Annotated in this window: 22 protein-coding genes; 8 read left to right on the top strand and 14 right to left on the bottom strand. The window is 56.1% G+C overall.

Annotated elements, in window-relative coordinates; translation table 11 throughout:
* The 10 genes from sufD to ABJD00_RS02520 all read right to left on the bottom strand — a co-directional run bounded on the left by sufD (nt 1) and on the right by ABJD00_RS02520 (nt 7,136).
* On the bottom strand, nt 1-1,278 hold the full coding sequence (sufD, locus tag ABJD00_RS02475; RefSeq protein WP_413829226.1) for a Fe-S cluster assembly protein SufD: 1,278 nt from the start codon (nt 1,276-1,278) through the stop codon (nt 1-3).
* Nucleotides 1,278-2,033: a Fe-S cluster assembly ATPase SufC gene (sufC, locus tag ABJD00_RS02480; RefSeq protein WP_413829227.1), complete on the bottom strand. Its 756-nt coding sequence runs from the start codon at nt 2,031-2,033 to the stop codon at nt 1,278-1,280. The genes sufD and sufC overlap by 1 nt, the downstream gene beginning before the upstream one ends.
* A gap of 67 nt (nt 2,034-2,100) precedes the next feature.
* Nucleotides 2,101-2,607 carry a hypothetical protein gene (locus ABJD00_RS02485; RefSeq protein ID WP_413829228.1) on the bottom strand — a complete coding sequence of 169 codons (507 nt, stop codon included), beginning with the start codon at nt 2,605-2,607 and terminating at the stop codon, nt 2,101-2,103.
* Nucleotides 2,608-2,764: 157 nt separating this feature from the next.
* A complete protein-coding gene (locus ABJD00_RS02490) occupies nt 2,765-3,079 on the bottom strand; it encodes a heavy metal-binding domain-containing protein (RefSeq protein WP_413829229.1) in 315 nt (104 codons plus the stop codon).
* A complete protein-coding gene (locus ABJD00_RS02495) occupies nt 3,076-3,279 on the bottom strand; it encodes a hypothetical protein (protein WP_413829230.1) in 204 nt (67 codons plus the stop codon). Before ABJD00_RS02495 ends, ABJD00_RS02490 begins: the two co-directional genes overlap by 4 nt.
* Nucleotides 3,276-3,554 (bottom strand): hypothetical protein, encoded by a 279-nt coding sequence (locus ABJD00_RS02500; RefSeq protein ID WP_413829231.1) that lies wholly within the window; start codon nt 3,552-3,554, stop codon nt 3,276-3,278. Before ABJD00_RS02500 ends, ABJD00_RS02495 begins: the two co-directional genes overlap by 4 nt.
* A complete protein-coding gene (locus tag ABJD00_RS02505) occupies nt 3,551-3,883 on the bottom strand; it encodes a hypothetical protein (RefSeq protein ID WP_413829232.1) in 333 nt (110 codons plus the stop codon). Before ABJD00_RS02505 ends, ABJD00_RS02500 begins: the two co-directional genes overlap by 4 nt.
* Complete coding sequence (sufB, locus tag ABJD00_RS02510; RefSeq protein WP_413829233.1) at nt 3,883-5,409, bottom strand: Fe-S cluster assembly protein SufB; 1,527 nt, start codon at nt 5,407-5,409, stop codon at nt 3,883-3,885. Before sufB ends, ABJD00_RS02505 begins: the two co-directional genes overlap by 1 nt.
* A 29-nt stretch (nt 5,410-5,438) precedes the next feature.
* On the bottom strand, nt 5,439-6,611 hold the full coding sequence (locus tag ABJD00_RS02515; RefSeq protein ID WP_413829234.1) for a cysteine desulfurase family protein: 1,173 nt from the start codon (nt 6,609-6,611) through the stop codon (nt 5,439-5,441).
* A gap of 63 nt (nt 6,612-6,674) precedes the next feature.
* Nucleotides 6,675-7,136, bottom strand: coding sequence for an Rrf2 family transcriptional regulator (locus ABJD00_RS02520; protein ID WP_413829235.1), 462 nt, complete (start codon nt 7,134-7,136; stop codon nt 6,675-6,677).
* 160 nt (nt 7,137-7,296) lie between these two features.
* Here ABJD00_RS02520 and ABJD00_RS02525 point away from each other — a divergent pair, with 160 nt between their 5' ends.
* The 4 genes from ABJD00_RS02525 (at nt 7,297) to ABJD00_RS02540 (ending at nt 10,445) form a co-directional block, all read left to right on the top strand.
* Nucleotides 7,297-7,950: an alpha/beta hydrolase gene (locus ABJD00_RS02525; RefSeq protein ID WP_108838020.1), complete on the top strand. Its 654-nt coding sequence runs from the start codon at nt 7,297-7,299 to the stop codon at nt 7,948-7,950.
* On the top strand, nt 7,950-8,189 hold the full coding sequence (locus ABJD00_RS02530) for a hypothetical protein (protein ID WP_413829236.1): 240 nt from the start codon (nt 7,950-7,952) through the stop codon (nt 8,187-8,189). Before ABJD00_RS02525 ends, ABJD00_RS02530 begins: the two co-directional genes overlap by 1 nt.
* Nucleotides 8,190-8,486: 297 nt before the next feature.
* Nucleotides 8,487-9,701 carry an NADP-dependent isocitrate dehydrogenase gene (locus ABJD00_RS02535; RefSeq protein WP_413829237.1) on the top strand — a complete coding sequence of 405 codons (1,215 nt, stop codon included), beginning with the start codon at nt 8,487-8,489 and terminating at the stop codon, nt 9,699-9,701.
* A gap of 129 nt (nt 9,702-9,830) precedes the next feature.
* On the top strand, nt 9,831-10,445 hold the full coding sequence (locus ABJD00_RS02540; RefSeq protein WP_413829238.1) for a YitT family protein: 615 nt from the start codon (nt 9,831-9,833) through the stop codon (nt 10,443-10,445).
* On the opposite strand, the gene ABJD00_RS02545 is transcribed toward ABJD00_RS02540, so the two are convergent.
* A complete protein-coding gene (locus ABJD00_RS02545; protein ID WP_413829239.1) occupies nt 10,442-10,645 on the bottom strand; it encodes a DUF6356 family protein in 204 nt (67 codons plus the stop codon). The two genes, ABJD00_RS02540 and ABJD00_RS02545, sit on opposite strands and share 4 nt — an antisense overlap.
* A gap of 138 nt (nt 10,646-10,783) precedes the next feature.
* Between ABJD00_RS02545 and ABJD00_RS02550 the strand changes: the two genes are divergently transcribed.
* The 3 genes from ABJD00_RS02550 (at nt 10,784) to typA (ending at nt 13,514) form a co-directional block, all read left to right on the top strand.
* Nucleotides 10,784-11,242 (top strand): Lrp/AsnC family transcriptional regulator, encoded by a 459-nt coding sequence (locus tag ABJD00_RS02550; protein WP_413829240.1) that lies wholly within the window; start codon nt 10,784-10,786, stop codon nt 11,240-11,242.
* Between the two features lie 12 nt (nt 11,243-11,254).
* The gene (locus ABJD00_RS02555) at nt 11,255-11,590 is read left to right on the top strand and encodes an SMR family transporter (protein ID WP_413829241.1); all 336 of its coding nucleotides are present in this window, start codon (nt 11,255-11,257) and stop codon (nt 11,588-11,590) included.
* A gap of 106 nt (nt 11,591-11,696) precedes the next feature.
* Nucleotides 11,697-13,514, top strand: a complete 1,818-nt coding sequence (typA, locus tag ABJD00_RS02560) for a translational GTPase TypA (protein WP_413829242.1) — start codon at nt 11,697-11,699, stop codon at nt 13,512-13,514.
* 60 nt (nt 13,515-13,574) lie between these two features.
* On the opposite strand, the gene ABJD00_RS02565 is transcribed toward typA, so the two are convergent.
* From ABJD00_RS02565 to recA, 3 genes are all read right to left on the bottom strand, one after another.
* Nucleotides 13,575-13,862, bottom strand: coding sequence for a DUF1330 domain-containing protein (locus ABJD00_RS02565; RefSeq protein ID WP_413829243.1), 288 nt, complete (start codon nt 13,860-13,862; stop codon nt 13,575-13,577).
* A 1-nt stretch (nt 13,863) separates the two neighbouring features.
* Nucleotides 13,864-16,518 (bottom strand): alanine--tRNA ligase, encoded by a 2,655-nt coding sequence (gene alaS / locus ABJD00_RS02570; protein WP_413829244.1) that lies wholly within the window; start codon nt 16,516-16,518, stop codon nt 13,864-13,866.
* A 163-nt stretch (nt 16,519-16,681) separates the two neighbouring features.
* Nucleotides 16,682-17,761: a recombinase RecA gene (recA, locus tag ABJD00_RS02575; RefSeq protein WP_413829245.1), complete on the bottom strand. Its 1,080-nt coding sequence runs from the start codon at nt 17,759-17,761 to the stop codon at nt 16,682-16,684.
* A 199-nt stretch (nt 17,762-17,960) separates the two neighbouring features.
* Between recA and ABJD00_RS02580 the strand changes: the two genes are divergently transcribed.
* Entirely contained in the window at nt 17,961-18,560 is a 600-nt protein-coding gene (locus ABJD00_RS02580) for a gamma-glutamyl kinase (RefSeq protein ID WP_413829246.1), read from the top strand.
* Nucleotides 18,561-18,567: the final 7 nt, after the last annotated feature.

Raw genomic sequence — 18,567 nt, forward strand, 5'->3', positions numbered from 1 at the left:
TTACGACCTATGCCGCTCCAACCAGCCTTCCAGCCGATCGACAACCACTTCGCGTAAGGCCTCGTCTTCGATCTCTTCCACCGCTTCAGCCAAAAACGCCAGTGTCAGCAGATCGGTGGCGATGCCCTCCGGCACTCCGCGCGAGCGCAGGTAGAACAGGGCCTCATCATCAATCGCCCCCGATGTGGAACCGTGAGAGCACACCACGTCATCGGCATAGATTTCGAGTTCGGGTTTGGCGAGGAACTGCGCATCTTCGTCCAACAGTAAGGATTGGCTGATCTGATACCCGTCAGTCTTTTGCGCGCCTTCCTTGACCAGAATTTTTCCCTGAAACACACCAACAGCGCCGTTGCGCAGAACTTTCTTGAACACCTGACGGCTTTCACAGCGTTCGGCGTCATGGGTGACGAACACCGTGTCGTCGTGGTGAAAATCACCGTCTCCAACGCAGGCTCCCGCGACATGCGCAACCGCATCATCCCCTGTCAGCTCGATCACGCAATCATTGCGCGTCATGCGTCCATTTACTGTGAGAGTAAAGGATTTGAACGTCGATTCCGCGCCAAGACGCGCAAAGATGTGGGTAGCGGCCAGTCGCTCGTGATCCCGCCCCTGAGCACGGACATGATGGAAGAACGCACCGTCCGCTACATCGACTTCCATCACCTTGTTGAAGCGGGCCGCGGCTGGCCCGTTTTCAAGGATTGTCAGGTCGGCGCCCTCATCCAATTTAATCACATGATGGAGGATCGCGTCGGACGTTTCCACGCGATGATTGTAGATAAAGCTGATCGGCCGCGGAGCCTTGCCCGTCACGTGGATCAGCACGCCATCACTGGCAAAGGCCGTGTTCAGGGCCGCCAAGGGACGCGCTACAGGTGTCTGACCCGCTGTTTCCAGAACGCCGTAGACGCCCTTGGCCCAGTGAATGTCCACATCGGTATCGGCCAGTCGCTCGATGCTCACGTGCTCCATTGCAAGGGCATCCGACGCCTCGGCGTTAAATAAACCATCGTCAAAGACAATGCGAAGCGCATCCATCGCACCAAAAATCGGAGCCTCGGAATGTTCAAATACTGCAGCCTGAGCGCCAACTTGTGTCAACAGGTCAGGACGGGTGAACTTCCAGTATTCATCACGTCGCTGCGGCAGACCGGTGCGCCGTAACCGCGCCAGCGCGTCTGCGCGCGCCGCTTCGGACCACCCGCCTTTGGGCACTGTCAGATCTGCAATCCGCGCCTCTGTCAGGTCCATTTCAGTTGCAGGAGCCGCCATTACGCCACCTCTGCCAGAATATCTGCGTAGCCGTTGTTTTCGACCTCGAGTGCCAGTTCCGGCCCACCAGTTTTTACAATGCGACCATCAGCCATGATATGCACAACGTCGGGTTTGATGTGATCAAGCAAACGCTGGTAGTGGGTGATGACGAGGAAACCGCGCCCCGCATCCCGCAATGCGTTCACGCCCGTCGCCACCAGTTTCATCGCATCCACATCCAGACCGGAATCTGTTTCATCCAGAATACACATCTTGGGCTCGAGCATCGCCATTTGCAGAATTTCGTTGCGCTTTTTCTCACCACCGGAGAAGCCGACATTGACCGGGCGCTTGAGCATATCCGCGTCGATCTGCAACTCTTTGGCACGCGCGCGCACGACCTTGAGGAATTCAGCGGCACTCATTTCTTCTTCGCCACGTGCTTTGCGCTGGGCATTCACGGCGGTACGCAGGAAAGTCATGTTGCCCACACCGGGAATTTCAACCGGATACTGAAAGGCAAGGAAAAGGCCAGCTGCAGCGCGTTCTTCTGGTTCCATCTCAAGCAGATCCACATCACCCAGATGTGCCATGCCGTCGGTCACTTCATACCCATCACGGCCAGACAACACGTAAGACAGCGTGGATTTACCCGACCCGTTCGGCCCCATGATCGCGTGCACCTTGCCCGCCTCTACAGTCAGGTCGACGCCCTTGAGGATCTGTTTGTCTTCTTCTTCCAGTTTCACGTGCAGGTTTTTGATCGTCAGCATGAACAGCTCCTTTGGCACAGCACATTTGCTGCGTCCTGATAATGTTGAAAGAGGGATGAAAGTGGTGTCAGACCGCCATGAACGGAATGGAAACCACCCATAAAAACACTGTGCCCGGTTCGGTCACATTTTCGACCGCGACCACGTAGTCGCGGGAAAAAATCGCAGCAAACAGGCGCGGCCACATCCAAACCAGATTGTGCATGCATGTCAGCATCAGGACAAATCCGAGCCCCAGTGCCACGTCGTATTTGCGTTCTTTGACGAACAGAGCGACGCGGATCATGAACAGGGCTGCGATCCCGATCAGCGCCTCTATCGTGATGGCCTGATACTCCAGCTGATCGCCGGCATGTAGAAAATGCGCAAGACGTCCCAGAAACATGGCGCCAGCACCAAGCAACAGGCACAACATCAGCATGGGCGGGGTCATCAAGTCGTCGATCAGCGCCGCACGCCGTTCCGCACGCGCCGCTTCTTTCATCGCCTCCGCCTGATCGGACAGTTCGCCACGGGTTGCGGCGATCGCGTCCAGACGGGACTGAAACTCTGAAGTGTGCGGTGCGGTATCCATCACGAACCCCGAAAAACTCGTTCAACACGGTACGAGTTATCCTAAAATTTCGCGTAAATGTCGGCTGATTTATGGCCAAGACAGGGCAAATACCTGAAAATTCTTGGTACATCATGCTGGTTTGGACCGTTTGGGGGGCAAAATTGGTACGCATGATTCAGGCAACCAGCACCGCGGTGCCCGACACAGACACCATCAGCATGCTGTCGCCCACAACCTCGTAATCCAGATCAATGCCAACGACGGCGTTTGCGCCCAAAGCCGAGGCGCGCTCTTCCAACTCATGCATCGCCTCGTCGCGTGCATCTTTTAGCTTTGTCTCATAAGCACCAGAACGGCCACCGACGATGTCGGTCACAGAGGCAAAGAAATCGCGCACGATGTTGGCGCCCATGATCGCCTCGCCCACAACGATACCTTTGTAGTCGGTGATCTTGTAGCTTTCGATCGAATGGGTTGTGGTGAGGATCATGGCGTGCTTCCGATGAAATAGTTGACGGCGATCGCGACCACCCACGCAATCAATGCCGCCACAACAGCGGTCAGCAAGAGTGAGCCGCCCAACAGACCGTCCGTTTTGCCCGACCGGCGACGCATGCCAAGGCCAAGCAGGATGCCAGTGAACGTCCCCGCAGGAATGCCAATGGATTGAAGCGCAAGGGTCGCGATCATGTGTCATCCTCCCCGTCTTCTTCGAACCCGTAAAAATGTGCGATACTCTTTCGCACCCCCACAGCGACTCCGGCGCACATGACCAGTAAAAAGAACCACACCCAGAACGAGGTGATCGCGGCCGGGTGCACAACCGTTGCTGTAATGAAGCCAACAATGAACACGATCACAAACACGAGGCCACCTTCACGCGTGCCATCGGCGTCAGAGACGATGGGCCTCTTGATCTTGCGCCGTTCGCTTGGATCATTGTCTTGGAACAAGGCGTGGGTCACTTTTTGTTCGCCTCGATGTCGGAAAGGGCTTGGCGGACCTCAGCTTCGCTGCGAACGTTGTCCTGAGGCTCGCCCTCTTCCGTCTTCAACAGGAAAAGCACAACTGCACCCGCGCCAAAGGCCATGGCTCCACCTATGACAAACGGGAACGCAAAATGGGCGCCAACAATGAAACTCACCAAGTATCCAAGGAATGCGCCCACCACTACGGCCAGCATCATGGTGCCTGCCACGCCGGATTGGGTAGGTTTAGGCTTCTGCGCCAAAACCGCTTTCGGATGCGGATGCACCTGCCCCACGTCAGCGTTGTCGAAGCGAGGAAGCTTCATTACCCCACCGACCCCTCAAGCGAAATCGCCACAAGCTGTTGGGCTTCCATGGCAAATTCCATCGGCAAGGCCTGCAACACGTCCTTGCAGAATCCATTCACAACCAGCGCAACGGCCTCTTCCTCATCCATGCCACGACTGCGGCAGTAGAACATCTGATCGTCATCGACCTTGGATGTTGTCGCCTCGTGTTCAACGCGGGACGAGTTGTTCTTGACCTCGATGTACGGCACCGTGTGGGCCCCGCATTTATCGCCAATCAGAAGGCTGTCACACTGCGTGTAGTTGCGCGAATTCTTCGCCTTTGGGTGCATCGAAACAAGGCCACGATAGGTGTTCTGAGCCTTGCCGGCGCTGATCCCTTTGGACACAATCCGTGACTTCGAATTCTTGCCCAGATGGATCATCTTGGTCCCGGTATCGGCCTGCTGCATGTTGTTGGCGATCGCAATCGAGTAAAACTCGCCCTGAGTATCGTCGCCGCGCAGGATGCAAGACGGATATTTCCACGTCACCGCTGACCCGGTTTCCACCTGCGTCCACATCACCTTGGCCCGGTCGCCCCGGCAATCGGCGCGTTTGGTGACAAAGTTGTAGATGCCACCCTTGCCATTTTCATCGCCGGGATACCAGTTCTGAACGGTGGAATACTTCACCTCTGCATCTTCTTCGATGATGATTTCGACCACGGCAGCATGCAGTTGTGCGATGTCACGCTGAGGCGCTGTGCACCCTTCAAGGTAGCTGACGTAGCTGCCTTTGTCGGCGATGATCAATGTGCGTTCGAACTGGCCTGTGTTTTCCGCGTTGATGCGGAAATAAGTCGACAGCTCCATCGGGCAGCGCACACCCGGCGGCACATAGACGAAAGACCCATCGGAAAAGACTGCCGAGTTCAGTGTCGCGTAATAGTTGTCTGAGACAGGTACGACCGACCCGAGATACTTCTTCACCAGTTCAGGGTGATCCTTGATCGCCTCGGAAATGGAGCAGAAAATGACGCCCGCCTTTTTCAATTCCGCCTGAAAGGTCGTACCGACTGATACGGAGTCGAAAACTGCATCCACGGCTACTTTCCGTGGCGCATCCGTCAGGTCTTCGGCTCCCTCGACACCGGCAAGGATCATCTGTTCCTTAAGCGGAATGCCAAGTTTTGCGTATGTTTCCAATAGCTTGGGATCAACCTCGTCCAGCGACTTGGGCTTCACTTCCATCGACTTGGGACGGGCATAGTAATACTGATCCTGAAAATCGATTTCAGGATAGTCGACCATAGCCCACGTGGGCTCTTCCTTTTGCAGCCAGCGCTCATAGGCCGCCAGACGCCATTCCAGCATCCATTCGGGTTCTTCATTCTTTTCGGAAATCAGTTTGACGATATCAGGGGAAAGGCCTTTGGGGGCGTATTCCATCTCGATGTCTGTGGCCCAGCCATATTTGTAAGCGCCGCCCACTTCGCGGACTGCATCGACCGTCTCCTGGTCGACGCCTTCCTTGACCACGACATCTTCTACAACATTGCCCATATCAGACATTTCCTTTCGCAAAACAGCCCTTAAGCCGCCCGTGCCTCGTGTTTCTTCAACTTTTGCGCCCAAGCCTCGGCAAAGCGCATCACGTCTTCTTCTGTTGTCTCAAGCCCAAGGGAGACGCGCACCGCTTCACCAGCCACATCGCCCAAACCCATCGCCGTCAGTACCCGGCTGGCTTTGACCTTGCCCGAAGAACAGGCCGACCCAGCCGAAATCGCAAAGCCAGCAAGGTCCATCTGCATCACCTGTGTCTCGCCTTTCCAACCGGGCGTGGCGAAACAGGATGTGTTCGGCAAACGGCGCGCATCTTTCCCGATAAAAATAGTCGTATTTGAGGAAGCCTCAAGAGCACTTTCTAGAATATTTCTAAGTTTCTCGACGCGATCCCATTTTCCTGCCCCAACGTCAACTCGCGCAGCCTCTGCTGCGGCCCCAAAACCTGCAATGCCGATGACGTTCTCTGTACCCGAACGGCGGCCCATTTCTTGCCCGCCGCCGCGCAACATCGCCTCTGGATCTTCCCGGGTAAAGTTGATCAATGCGCCTACGCCCTTTGGCCCGCCTAACTTGTGCGCCGACAGGATCATGTAGGCCGGACGTTTGTCGCCGTCATAGTCGATGGGCATCTTTCCAGCCACTTGTGTGATGTCACACACAACCGAATAGGGCACTGTCCCAGCAATGAGTGCATTGATACCGCTATTAGCCGGCAACGTGTTGGGCATGACGCCTGTTTCGCTGTTGGCAGCCGATATAGCGACCAGCCCAACAGGCGTCCGATCATCGCGCCACTCACGGTCCGACAAGGATGCCACAAAGTTCGAAAACGCTGACAGACCTTCCGGTGCCAAGGCACCGCTTTTGCCGTAGATCGAGGGCAGACCACACTCGTCCCAGACCTGCAGGCAATCGTGTTCAGTCGGCAATGCCGCAAACACACCGCCATGCCGGTCCTTTTGAGCCACTGCAAGCGCGGCGGCTTCTGTCGCGGATCCGGTAAACACCACTTGAGTTACCAAACACCCTACCAGGGCAGCAACTTGCGCGCGCGCGCGCTCCACCATCATTTTCGCCGCGCGACCCTCAGCGTGTACGGACGAAGGATTGCCCACCACGTCCATCGCCGCCAGCATCGCGTCGCGCGCCGCCGCCCGCAAAGGGGTTGTGGCGTTATGGTCCAGATAGATCCGGTTCACCCTATCCACCCTCTATAACGCCACGGAAATTCCAAGGGTGTGGGGGCTGGCCTCCATCGGGCATCAGTTCTCATCGACCACGGCCATCAAATTGGGCACTGCTGGACAAGGCGCAAGTTCGTTTTCAATCACGTCAGACAGTCGGGTCTGGTGCAGGAACACATAGACATGGGCCGACAGCCCCTCCCACAAACGATTGGTGAGGGATTGCGCCTTCGATCCGGATGCCGCACCTGAAGCCCCTGCCCCTTTGTGCATAGCGTCGACCTTTTCATCGACGGCCGCCAAAATGTCGGCAACCCGGATGTCGGACGCAGAACGTGTCAGACGGTATCCTCCACCCGGACCACGTACGGACGCCACCAGATCAGCGCGGCGCAATTTGACAAACAACTGCTCAAGATAGGGCAGCGAAATGTCCTGGCGGGCAGAGATATCGCCAAGGCTAACCAGCTGATCGCTGGGCTGCATGGCAATGTCACTCAGCGCCACCATCGCATAGCGCCCTTTGGTCGACAGTTTCATTAGGCAAACGCCCCCAATTGACGTCTCGGCCCGGAGGCCATACATGCTTTTCCACCGCAGGATCGTGATCCTGCCCATGAAATTAGAACCGTTCTAAGGTGCCCGATTAAATTCGTCAAGAATTCGGATCACCAAAAGACGCACGAGGACAGACACAGTTATGCCCGAGGTCATTTTTCCCGGACCCGAAGGCCGCCTCGAAGGCCGCTATCACCCCCAAAAAGAACGTGACGCACCGATTGCTATTGTGTTGCATCCGCATCCGCAGTTTGGCGGCACGATGAACCACAAGGTGGTGCACGCGCTGCATTACGCATTCTTCAACATGGGGTTCACTGTGTTGCGGTTTAATTTTCGTGGCGTGGGCCGCAGCCAAGGTGAGTATGATCAGGGGATCGGTGAACTGTCCGACGCCGCATCTGCGCTGGATTACCTCCAATCCATGAACAACAACTCCAAGCACTGCTGGGTTGCCGGTTTCAGCTTTGGTGCTTGGATCGGAATGCAATTGTTGATGCGCCGCCCTGAGATCACCGGGTTCATCAGTGTCTCACCGCCCGCCAACATGTACGATTTCTCGTTCCTTGCGCCCTGCCCGTCTTCTGGCCTGATCATCAACGGCACAGCCGATCGTGTGGCCCCTCCGGCAGACACTGTAGGACTGGTCAACAAGCTGCATGAGCAAAAAGGGATCACCATCACCCACACAGAAGTTGAGGGCGCGGGTCACTTCTTTGAGCAGCCACACATGGATACGCTGATCGGCCATACTACCGACTATGTGAAACGGCGTCTGACGGAAACCACCCGCTAATGGCCGATCCGGTTGTCATCGAAATGGCAAACAAACTTGCCGAGGAATGCTTGGCCGTCCAAAGCGAAGTCGGCGATGACCGGCTGTTCATGGCGGTTGGCGATGTCCTCGGCGCGTCCTCACAAACACTGGAAGAGGCGTTTTTGACCGCGGTTCGCACGCGCATGGCAAATGATGCAGGCCGCAAGTTCCTTGCTCAAAAGCTCAAGACGCACGAGGCGGCCAAAGCCAGCGAGTAGCGGCCAAGCAATTGCAAGCCCACCGCGCGTCTGTTCGATATGGCAAGACCTCAATTGGTCTATGTCGAGTGTGTGCAGAAAAAAATCTCCACTTCCTATCACCGACCAACTCGTTGGCTTTCAGCGGAGCGGAGCAGCCAGCATTCCTTCGATATGACCAGACGTGGTGCCGCGATTTGCATCAAAGCGGTTTCAGCAGAATCTCCAAAACCCCGCATTCCCTCGCATACAGCTTTTCAAAAGCACGCGGACCCGCTAGTCGAAATACCAAACCCCAGCCCCAAAAAGGACAGCCCGATGACCAAGATCAAAGTCGAGAACCCCATCGTCGAGATGGATGGAGACGAGATGACCCGGATCATGTGGGACTTTATCAAGCAAAAACTGATCCTGCCCTATCTGGACATCGACCTGCTTTATTATGACCTGGGCATGCAAGCGCGCGACGATACCGATGATCAGACCACAATTGACGCCGCTGAAAAGACCAAAGAGGTCGGCGTGGCCGTCAAATGCGCCACGATCACCCCGGACGAGGCGCGGGTTGAGGAATTCGGCCTCAAAAAGATGTGGCGCTCTCCCAATGGCACGATCCGCAATATCCTTGGTGGGGTCGTGTTTCGCCAGCCCATCATCTGCAAGAACGTGCCCCGCCTTGTACCCGGCTGGACAAAACCAATCGTAATTGGCCGCCACGCCTTTGGGGATCAGTACAAAGCCACAGACATGAAATTTCCCGGACCGGGCAAGCTGACAATGAAATTTGTCGGCGAAGACGGCACTGTGGATGAGCGCGAAGTATTTGATGCACCGTCCTCGGGTGTGTTCATGGGAATGTACAACCTTGATGCCTCGATCCGCGACTTTGCGCGTGCCTCATTCAATTATGGTCTCAACATCGGCTGGCCTGTTTACCTGTCCACCAAAAATACCATTCTGAAACAATATGATGGGCGCTTCCTTGAGCTGTTCCAAGAGGTGTTCGACGCCGAGTTCAAAGAGGCCTTTGACGCCAAAGGGATCGAATACCAGCACCGTCTGATCGACGACATGGTCGCCTGCGCGATGAAATGGAATGGCGGCTTTGTCTGGGCCTGCAAAAACTATGACGGCGACGTACAGTCCGATACCGTGGCGCAAGGGTTCGGCTCGCTTGGCATGATGGCCAGCCAGCTGATGACACCCGATGGCAAAATCGTGGAGGCCGAGGCCGCGCATGGCACGGTTACCCGCCACTACCGACAGCACCAAGCGGGTGAGCAGACCTCAACCAACTCAATTGCCTCTATTTATGCATGGACCGGCGGGCTGAAACACCGCGCCAAACTGGACGACAACGCTCCGCTGATGAATTTTGCCGACACCTTGGAAAAGGTCATCGTCCAGACTGTTGAGGACGGCGACATGACCAAAGACCTCGCACTTTTGGTCGGCCCTGATCAGAGGTGGCTGACAACCATGGGTTTCCTTGAAAAGATTGACGAAAATCTGAACAAGGCTCTTGCTGGTTGATCCGTTCTTACTTTTGAACTGACCAAGGCGCGGGCAACTGCGCCCATTATCTGTGCACGTACGCAAATCTGCGGCAATTGGGTCGCGTGCGTGCTGGTACGGCTCGAGTACCCATCATACCAGCCGCATATGATCAACGCTGACGAAACCAAAATCTCGCACTCAAGGCTGGATGATGTTCAGGGTCTGGGGTTGGGCGTGTTCTTGTGCGCTTTGGGGATGCATGTGCTGACCCAAGTGGGGCTGATCACGGGGCAGACGGCGGGGATCGCGGTTATTATCAGCTATCTGTCGGGCTGGTCTTTTGGCGCTGTGTTTTTTGTTGTGAACCTGCCGTTTTATGCACTGGCTTACCGGCGGCTCGGCTTGGAGTTCATGATCAAATCGCTGATCTCCGTTACACTTTTGTCGGTGATCACTGATATCTTGCCACTGGGCATTACCATTCAAACACTCAACCCGGCACTGGGCGCCGTGATCTTTGGCACAACGGTCGGGTTCGGATTGCTTGCGATGTTCCGCCACAACGGGTCGTTGGGCGGACTGGGCGTCGTGGCGCTGTTGATCCAGGACCGCTACGGGTTCAAGGCCGGGTATGTACAATTGATCTCCGACGCGGTCATATTTGCGGTGGCGGCCTTTTTGTTCCCGCTCAGCATTGTGGGGTGGTCACTGCTGGGTGCGGTGGTGCTGAACCTGGTAATTACGTTCAATCACCGCCGCGATCGCTACATCGCGACTTAGCCCCGATTGGAGGTACGCGCATACATGTCCGCGATCATCCGGCTAGCTGTCTTCTCGAACAGGCAGGGTATGATGGCGTGGACCAAGGCGGCACCGCCCGCCAGAAACAACCGAAATGCAAAGCCTGAGGCAAACACGGCATGTTCAGCATAGGTTTCGTCGACCTGACGAGGATGGTTGAGAAAGACGCGTTCGATCATTTTGAGTAGCTCCGTGAGTGGTAGTGAAGGGTCGCGAGTGGTGTTGCTTCAAAATCACCTGCATCAGAGTGGAACGGTTCCCAAATTTAGAGAAAGTTCCAGCTTGATTGGGGAATTTTTCCCACCTATCTTTCGTATATGGAGAAATTTGACCAAACAGACGCGCGAATCCTGAAGGAATTGCAACAGGATGCGACTCAATCATTGGAGGCCCTGGGCGACTCGATTGGCCTTAGTCGTAACGCTTGCTGGCGGCGCATCAGAGCGCTCGAAGAGGCTGGAGTCATTACGGGGCGCGTCGCGCTTGTCGATCCAGAGGCCGCAGATCTTGGGCTTATGGTTTTCATGCAAGTGCGCACTCACAGTCATGATCCTGACTGGCAGACGGATTTCAGAAAGGCGACGCGCGCCATCCCCAATATTCTCAGCGTCTATCGCATGACGGGTGATCTCGATTACCTGATCCGCGCGCGGGTCCGGGACATGGCGGGCTATGACGCCCTATACCAGCAACTTATTCACCTTGTGCCAGTCGCAGATGTCGCGGCAAGCTTTGTCATGGAAGAGATTAAAGACGGCACCGCTCTCCCCCTTTGAAAGGACGCACTGATGCCATTGACCTACATTTACCTGTTCATTGCGGTCGCCGCCGAAACCATCGGCACCACTGCGTTGCAGGCCAGTAACCAGTTTACCAAGTTCTGGCCGTCGGTCCTTGTGGTGATTGCGTATGCTGTCGCGTTTTATTTCTTGGGCGTTGTTTTGAAATACATTCCGGTCGGCATTGCCTACGCGATATGGTCCGGCTTGGGCATCGTGTTGATTTCCCTGATTGGACTGGTCGTATTTGGGCAAGGGTTGGATCTGGCTGCCATCCTTGGGCTGGGGATGATCATCGGCGGTATCGTGGTGATCCAGCTGTTCTCGGGCAGTGCGACGCACTAGCGACGTCACGGGCACGCATAACAGACCTTTCTTTCTGCAACGCGGCACTATATGGCGCCCTCAACAGCCCCGCATCCGGGGCTTTTCCGCTTGAAAGAGGCCCGAAATGGATCTGCGCAACATCGCCATCATCGCCCACGTTGACCACGGCAAAACCACGCTGGTGGACGAACTGCTGAAGCAATCTGGCACCTATCGTGAGAACCAAGCCACAACCGAACGGGCCATGGACAGCAACGATCTGGAACGCGAACGCGGGATAACTATTCTGGCCAAGGCAACATCCGTGGAATGGCAAGGCCACCGCATCAATATTGTGGACACACCCGGCCACGCGGATTTCGGCGGCGAAGTCGAGCGGATCCTGTCCATGGTTGACGGTGTTGTGCTCCTCGTGGATGCAGCAGAAGGTCCAATGCCACAGACGAAATTCGTGACCTCGAAGGCATTGGCGCTGGGGCTGCGCCCGATCGTGGTACTGAACAAGGTGGACAAGCCAGACGCCGAGCCCGACCGCGCGTTGGACGAATGCTTTGACCTCTTTGCCAATCTCGGGGCCAATGACGAACAGCTCGACTTTCCGCATATGTATGCCTCTGGCCGCAGTGGCTGGGCGGATTTGGAGCTGGACGGGCCACGCAAAGACCTGTCCGCGCTGTTTGACCTCGTGGTCAGCCACGTCCCTGCCCCCGCCCAAATCGAGGCGCGGGATGAACCGTTCCGTATGCTGGCAACAACACTGGGTTCGGACCCTTTCATCGGACGCATCCTTACAGGCCGCGTTGAATCTGGAACATTGAAGGCAGGCGAAACCGTCAAGGCGCTGGCGCGCGATGGTTCGCTGATCGAGAATTTCCGCTGCACAAAAATCCTCGCTTTCCGCGGTCTGGGCCAACAGCCAATCGACATGGCCGAAGCGGGCGACATCGTGTCACTGGCAGGCATGTCGAAAGCGACAGTGGCCGACTCGATTGTCGCCACCTCAGTATCCGAGGCCCTGCCCTCGCAGCCCATTGATCCACCCACTATCACGGTAACCTTCGGCATCAACGACTCGCCCCTTGCAGGCCGGGACGGTAAAAAAGTGCAGTCCCGCGTGATCCGTGAGCGGTTGATGAAAGAGGCGGAATCAAACGTCGCCATCAAAATCTCGGACACCCCCGGTGGAGACGCCTTTGAAGTGGCCGGTCGCGGCGAACTTCAGATGGGTGTATTGATCGAAAACATGCGTCGTGAGGGTTTTGAGCTGTCCATCTCGCGCCCTCAGGTTCTGTTTCAAGAGATCGACGGTGTGCGCCACGAGCCCATCGAAGAGGCGACCATCGACGTAGATGACGAATACTCTGGCGCAGTGATCGAAAAATTGACCGGCGTACGGCGCGGCAACCTGGTCGAGATGAAGCCAGCGGGCGCTGGCAAGACACGCATCATAGCCCATGTGCCATCGCGTGGGCTGATCGGGTATCACGGTGAATTCCTGACGGACACGCGTGGCACGGGTGTGCTGAACCGCGTGTTTCACGAATGGGCGCCGCACAAAGGTCCGATCCCCGGGCGGCGCGCAGGTGTTCTGATCTCAATGGAAAACGGCCAGTCGGTCGCCTTTGCCCTTTGGAACCTCGAAGAGCGCGGGCGCATGTTTATCGGTGCGCAAGCTGACGTCTACACAGGCATGATCATTGGTGAACACAGCCGGGAGAATGATCTTGAGGTGAACCCGCTGAAGGGCAAAAAGCTCACAAACGTGCGCGCTTCTGGTACCGACGAAGCGGTGCGTCTGACAACGCCGATTACCATGTCTCTGGAAGAGGCGATTGCCTACATTGACGATGACGAATTGGTTGAAGTCACGCCAAATGCGATCCGGCTGCGCAAGCGGTTTCTGGACCCGCACGAACGCAAGCGCATGGCACGAGCGGGCTAGACACAGGACTGGGGCTCTGCCCCAGACCCTGCAATACTCTTGGCCAAAGGGGTTGGTCGCTTACTCAGACGTTTCGACGATCAGAAGTTCGCGTTCAGATGCGCCGCGCGCAAAGGCGAGCGCCGCCTGATAAGCGTCTGAATGATAGCATTTTTCTGCCGTTTCCACATCTGGAAACTTGGCGACTACATTGCGTGGCCGATCCTTGCCTTCCAGCTGCACGTAACGCCCACCGCGCGCAATGAAAGTCCCACCATGTTCGGCGATGGCAACACCGGCGCCGGCCGCGTATTTTTTGTAGGCTTCTTCGTCAGTGACCGTGACGTGTGCAATCCAAAGTGCTGGCATGTTACCCTCCCAAAACAGATTTGGCGGCGGCGATCGCGCCATCCGCATTGTTGATATCCTTGGCACCACCCTGCGCCATGTCCGGGCGGCCACCGCCGCCTTTACCACCCAGCTCGGCAACGGCAGCCTTCACCAGATCAACCGCGCTCACAGTGGCGGTTTTGTCGTCCGTCACGCCCGCAGCCACTGCCACTTTGCCGTCGCTTTCTGCAATCAACAGGATGGCGCCGCTGCCAACGCGTGATTTGTGTTCATCAATCAGTGCGGGCAGGTCCTTGCCTGTCACGCCGTTCAATACCTGTGCAAGGAAAGCTGTCCCGTTCACATCCTCGGCCTCGGGTGTGGCCTGACCGCCGCCTGACATGGCCAATTCACGGCGCAACTGCGCGACTTCCCCGGCCAGTGCCTTTCGTTCGTCCAACAAGCCCTTGATCCGGGCAGGCACGTCCTGCGCCTGCGCCTTAAGTTCCAGTGCCGCTTGGGCCAACAGCTTGTCCTGATTGCGTCGGTAATCCATCGCTGCCTGTCCGGTCAGCGCTTCTATCCGCCGCACACCTGCGCTTGAGGCGCTATCACCAAGCGTAACGAACGCCCCGATTTCGCCGGTTTGACGCACATGCGTGCCGCCACACAGTTCGAGCGAATAAGTGTCTCCGCCCGTTCCCTTACCGGAACCGCCTTGACGTCCCATCGACACGACACGCACCTCATCACCGTATTTCTCGCCAAAGAGCGCCTGCGCCCCAAGCGCACGTGCGTCATCCGGCGTCATGATCCGCGTATCGACCGCAGCATTTTGGCGGATGTAACCGTTCACTTCAGCTTCAACCCGGGCAAGCTCATCCAGATCCATAGCTTTGCCATGCGAAAAATCGAACCTTAGCCGGTCAGGTGCATTGAGAGAGCCGCGCTGTGCCACATGATCCCCAAGGGCTCCACGCAAGGCTTCATGCAACAGATGTGTGGCTGAGTGGTTGGCCCGGATGGCCGTACGTCGCGCATGATCGACTTCAAGAACAGCCGCTTCACCACTGGAAACGTTCCCTTTTGTGACCTTTCCGATGTGGATAAACACATCAGCAGACTTTCGGGTGTCTGTAATCTCAACGGTGCCGCTGTCAGTGCGCAATACGCCCGTGTCGCCCACTTGCCCACCGCTTTCCGCATAAAATGGGGTTTGGTTAAGTGCGATTTGGACTTCATTTCCTTCGCCGGCCGTTTGCACCTCGGAACCGGCCATCACGAGGGCTACAATCTGAGCTTCCGCCGTTTCAGTGTCGTATCCAAGGAATTCAGTCGCGCCATGGGCTTCTGCCACATCGAACCAGACGGTCGCATCCGCCGCCTCACCCGACCCGGACCACGCCGCGCGCGCCTTGGCTTTCTGTTTGGCCATGGCGGCATCAAAGCCATCCGTATCGACACCGCGCCCCTGTTCGCGCAAGGCATCCTGCGTCAAATCCAGCGGGAACCCAAACGTATCATACAACTTGAACGCAGCGGTGCCCGGCAGATCGGCACCCTCGTCCAATCCATTCACCTCGTCCTCAAGCAGCTTAAGACCGCGCTCCAGCGTTTGTTTGAAACGGACTTCTTCAGCCTGCAACGTCTCAGTGATCAAAGGCTGCGCCTGACCCAACTCGGGGTAAGCGGCGCCCATCTGCTGAACCAGCGCGGGCACCAGACGGTACATCACTGGGTCCTTCGCTCCCAACAAATGTTCATGGCGCATGGCGCGGCGCATGATCCGGCGCAGCACATAACCGCGCCCATCATTTGAGGGCATAACGCCATCCGCAATCAAGAACGAGGTCGAGCGCAAGTGATCCGCGATCACCCGGTGATGCACGTTTTGATCCCCATATGGATCAACGCCCGTCACATCCGCCGACGCTTCAATCAGGGACTTGAACAGGTCAGTGTCATAGTTGTCATGGCTACCCTGTAGCAGTGCACCGATACGCTCTAGCCCCATGCCTGTGTCGATGGACTGCATGTCCAAATCGATCATCGAACCATCTTCGAACTGCTCGTTTTGCATGAAAACGATGTTCCAGATTTCGATGAACCGGTCGCCATCTTCCTCAGGAGAGCCCGGAGGGCCGCCCCAGATGTGGTCGCCGTGATCATAGAAGATTTCGGTGCACGGCCCACAGGGACCCGTTGGGCCCATCTGCCAGAAATTGTCCGAGGTTGCGATGCGGATGATCCGCTCATCCGGAACGCCGAGTTTTTTCCAGATGTCATAGGCCTCGTCATCCGTATGATAAACGGTAACGGACAAACGATCCTTTGGGATACCAAATTCTTTGGTGATCAGGTTCCAAGCAAAGGGGATTGCTTCAGCCTTGAAATAGTCGCCAAAACTGAAGTTACCCAGCATCTCAAAAAAGGTGTGGTGGCGCGCAGTGTAACCGACGTTGTCGAGGTCATTATGCTTGCCGCCGGCGCGCACACATTTTTGAGAACTGGTCGCGCGCTGGTAATCGCGCTTTTCGACACCGGTAAACAGATTTTTGAACTGGACCATGCCCGAATTCACAAACATCAGGGTCGGGTCATTGCGCGGCACCAGTGGACTGGAAGGCACCACCGCATGTCCCTGTTTTTCAAAGTAATTCAGAAATGTTGAGCGGATTTCGTTAAGCGATGGCATTGCGTGCACCTTGGGCGTCTGGAGGATCGCCCTCACATATCCTTGCACGCACGCTCTGTCCATAAACGAAACGGGATGGTGCAGTTGCACCACCCCGTCATAGGAAGTTTCATGTCACGCTTAACGAGCCGGGGGAGTTTTAGCTGCCCTCAAGCCCAAATGGTCACGCTTCGAGGATGTCGTCGTCTTCGACTTTTTCGTTCTCAGCCATGTCGAAATCAAGCCCGTGCGCGGCGCGGATTTTGTCCTCAATTTCGATCGCGATACGATCGTTTTCCTTTAGGAAGGACTTGGCGTTCTCACGTCCCTGCCCAATCCGTTCGTCGCCATAGCTGAACCAGGATCCCGATTTCTCAACAACGCCCGCCTTCACACCAAGGTCAAGCAGTTCGCCCATCTTTGAAATGCCTTCGCCATACATGATGTCGAATTCGACCTGTTTGAAGGGTGGCGCCACTTTGTTTTTGACAACTTTGACGCGGGTGGCATTGCCGACCACTTCGTCTCGATCCTTCAGCGCGCCGATACGGCGGATGTCGAGACGGACGGACGAATAGAATTTAAGCGCGTTCCCACCAGTGGTGGTTTCGGGGGAGCCGAACATCACACCAATTTTCATCCGAATCTGGTTAATGAAGATCACCATGCAATTGGATCGGCTGATCGATCCTGTCAGTTTACGCATGGCCTGGCTCATCAGGCGGGCTTGAACGCCAACGCTGCTGTCGCCCATGTCGCCTTCAAGTTCCGATTTTGGCGTGAGTGCAGCGACCGAATCGACAACCACCATATTAACGGCCCCCGAGCGGACGAGCGTGTCGGTGATTTCCAACGCCTGCTCGCCTGTGTCGGGTTGAGAGATGAGCAATTCATCAAGGTTCACTCCCAGCTTTTTGGCGTATTGCGGGTCAAGCGCATGCTCGGCATCCACGAACGCACAAACACCGCCGGACTTTTGCTGTTCTGCAACGCAATGCAGCGTCAACGTGGTTTTACCCGAAGACTCAGGGCCATAGATCTCCACGATCCGTCCCATCGGCAGCCCGCCGATCCCAAGTGCGATGTCCAACCCCAGCGATCCTGTCGAACTGGCCGTGATATCCATCACCGCACCCTTGTCGCCCAGCTTCATGATCGAGCCTTTGCCGAACTGGCGCTCGATTTGGGAAAGCGCACTGTCCAGCGCCTTTTGTTTGTCTGCCGATTTTTTGTCTGTCATTGTCAAAAGGTCTGCCGTTGCCATGTTGTTTTATCCTTTGTGTCATACCCGCTCGGGGGCGGCAATCACTGCCGCGGCCGCTTCGATGTTCCCCTTGCGTTCCTTATGGGACCAAAAGTGGAACATTTCAATAAAATTCTCTGTTCCTACCTTTTGCCGCCAGTGGTTAAAGAGTAGTTTACGTCTAAGGTCAGATTGACGAAAAACGGATAGGACACAGAAATTGCTGGTATTTTACAAGGCCAAACTGGCGTTCTTATCTGTGCCGAAGACTGGAACAACCGCCTACGAGGCGGCGCTTCGGGATCACGCAGATTTGGTGATTTCGGAACCGCCGATGCTGAAACATGCGCCCGTCTATCGCTACAACCGCTTTGTACGCCCAATGTTTGCAAAAGTATGCGATGTTGACTTGGAGGTTATGGCGGTGATGCGGGAACCCATCAGCTGGCTTGGAAGCTGGTGGCGGTTTCGCCAACGACCCTTCATGCAGGGAAGGGCCAATGCGACGCATGGGATCAGCTTTGATGACTTCGTTCTGGCATACATGAAAGGCAAAAAACCTGGCTATGCGGACGTTGGCAGCCAATTCAAGTTTTTGGAAGGTCAGCCAAACGGCACTCACGTTTCACATCTCTTCCGATACGAAGATCAACCGCGGTTGCAAAGCTTCCTCCTGAGCCGACTAGGCGTCGACTTTGAACTTGAACGCAGAAACGTCTCACCCGGCATACCTGTGTCACTGAGTGACGAAGTCGCGCAGCGATACAGGCGGAAGTTCCCCGAAGAATTCGCGCTGTATGACAGCATTCCGAATGATTGATCCGATC

Origin of the sequence: Tateyamaria sp. (genome assembly GCF_039945315.1) — a bacterium.
Lineage (GTDB): Bacteria > Pseudomonadota > Alphaproteobacteria > Rhodobacterales > Rhodobacteraceae > Tateyamaria.

Coding starts and splice junctions, on each gene's coding strand:
- ABJD00_RS02545 (WP_413829239.1), bottom strand. CDS start 10,645: ATGATCGAACGCGTCTTTCTCAACCATCCTCGTCAGGTCGACGAAACC.
- ABJD00_RS02485 (WP_413829228.1), bottom strand. CDS start 2,607: ATGGATACCGCACCGCACACTTCAGAGTTTCAGTCCCGTCTGGACGCG.
- ABJD00_RS02525 (WP_108838020.1), top strand. CDS start 7,297: ATGCCCGAGGTCATTTTTCCCGGACCCGAAGGCCGCCTCGAAGGCCGC.
- sufD (WP_413829226.1), bottom strand. CDS start 1,278: ATGGCGGCTCCTGCAACTGAAATGGACCTGACAGAGGCGCGGATTGCA.
- ABJD00_RS02490 (WP_413829229.1), bottom strand. CDS start 3,079: ATGATCCTCACCACAACCCATTCGATCGAAAGCTACAAGATCACCGAC.
- ABJD00_RS02520 (WP_413829235.1), bottom strand. CDS start 7,136: ATGAAACTGTCGACCAAAGGGCGCTATGCGATGGTGGCGCTGAGTGAC.
- ABJD00_RS02540 (WP_413829238.1), top strand. CDS start 9,831: ATGATCAACGCTGACGAAACCAAAATCTCGCACTCAAGGCTGGATGAT.
- ABJD00_RS02550 (WP_413829240.1), top strand. CDS start 10,784: ATGGAGAAATTTGACCAAACAGACGCGCGAATCCTGAAGGAATTGCAA.
- ABJD00_RS02505 (WP_413829232.1), bottom strand. CDS start 3,883: ATGAAGCTTCCTCGCTTCGACAACGCTGACGTGGGGCAGGTGCATCCG.
- sufB (WP_413829233.1), bottom strand. CDS start 5,409: ATGGGCAATGTTGTAGAAGATGTCGTGGTCAAGGAAGGCGTCGACCAG.
- ABJD00_RS02495 (WP_413829230.1), bottom strand. CDS start 3,279: ATGATCGCGACCCTTGCGCTTCAATCCATTGGCATTCCTGCGGGGACG.
- ABJD00_RS02555 (WP_413829241.1), top strand. CDS start 11,255: ATGCCATTGACCTACATTTACCTGTTCATTGCGGTCGCCGCCGAAACC.
- alaS (WP_413829244.1), bottom strand. CDS start 16,518: ATGCCATCGCTTAACGAAATCCGCTCAACATTTCTGAATTACTTTGAA.
- sufC (WP_413829227.1), bottom strand. CDS start 2,033: ATGCTGACGATCAAAAACCTGCACGTGAAACTGGAAGAAGAAGACAAA.
- ABJD00_RS02530 (WP_413829236.1), top strand. CDS start 7,950: ATGGCCGATCCGGTTGTCATCGAAATGGCAAACAAACTTGCCGAGGAA.
- ABJD00_RS02535 (WP_413829237.1), top strand. CDS start 8,487: ATGACCAAGATCAAAGTCGAGAACCCCATCGTCGAGATGGATGGAGAC.
- typA (WP_413829242.1), top strand. CDS start 11,697: ATGGATCTGCGCAACATCGCCATCATCGCCCACGTTGACCACGGCAAA.
- ABJD00_RS02565 (WP_413829243.1), bottom strand. CDS start 13,862: ATGCCAGCACTTTGGATTGCACACGTCACGGTCACTGACGAAGAAGCC.
- recA (WP_413829245.1), bottom strand. CDS start 17,761: ATGGCAACGGCAGACCTTTTGACAATGACAGACAAAAAATCGGCAGAC.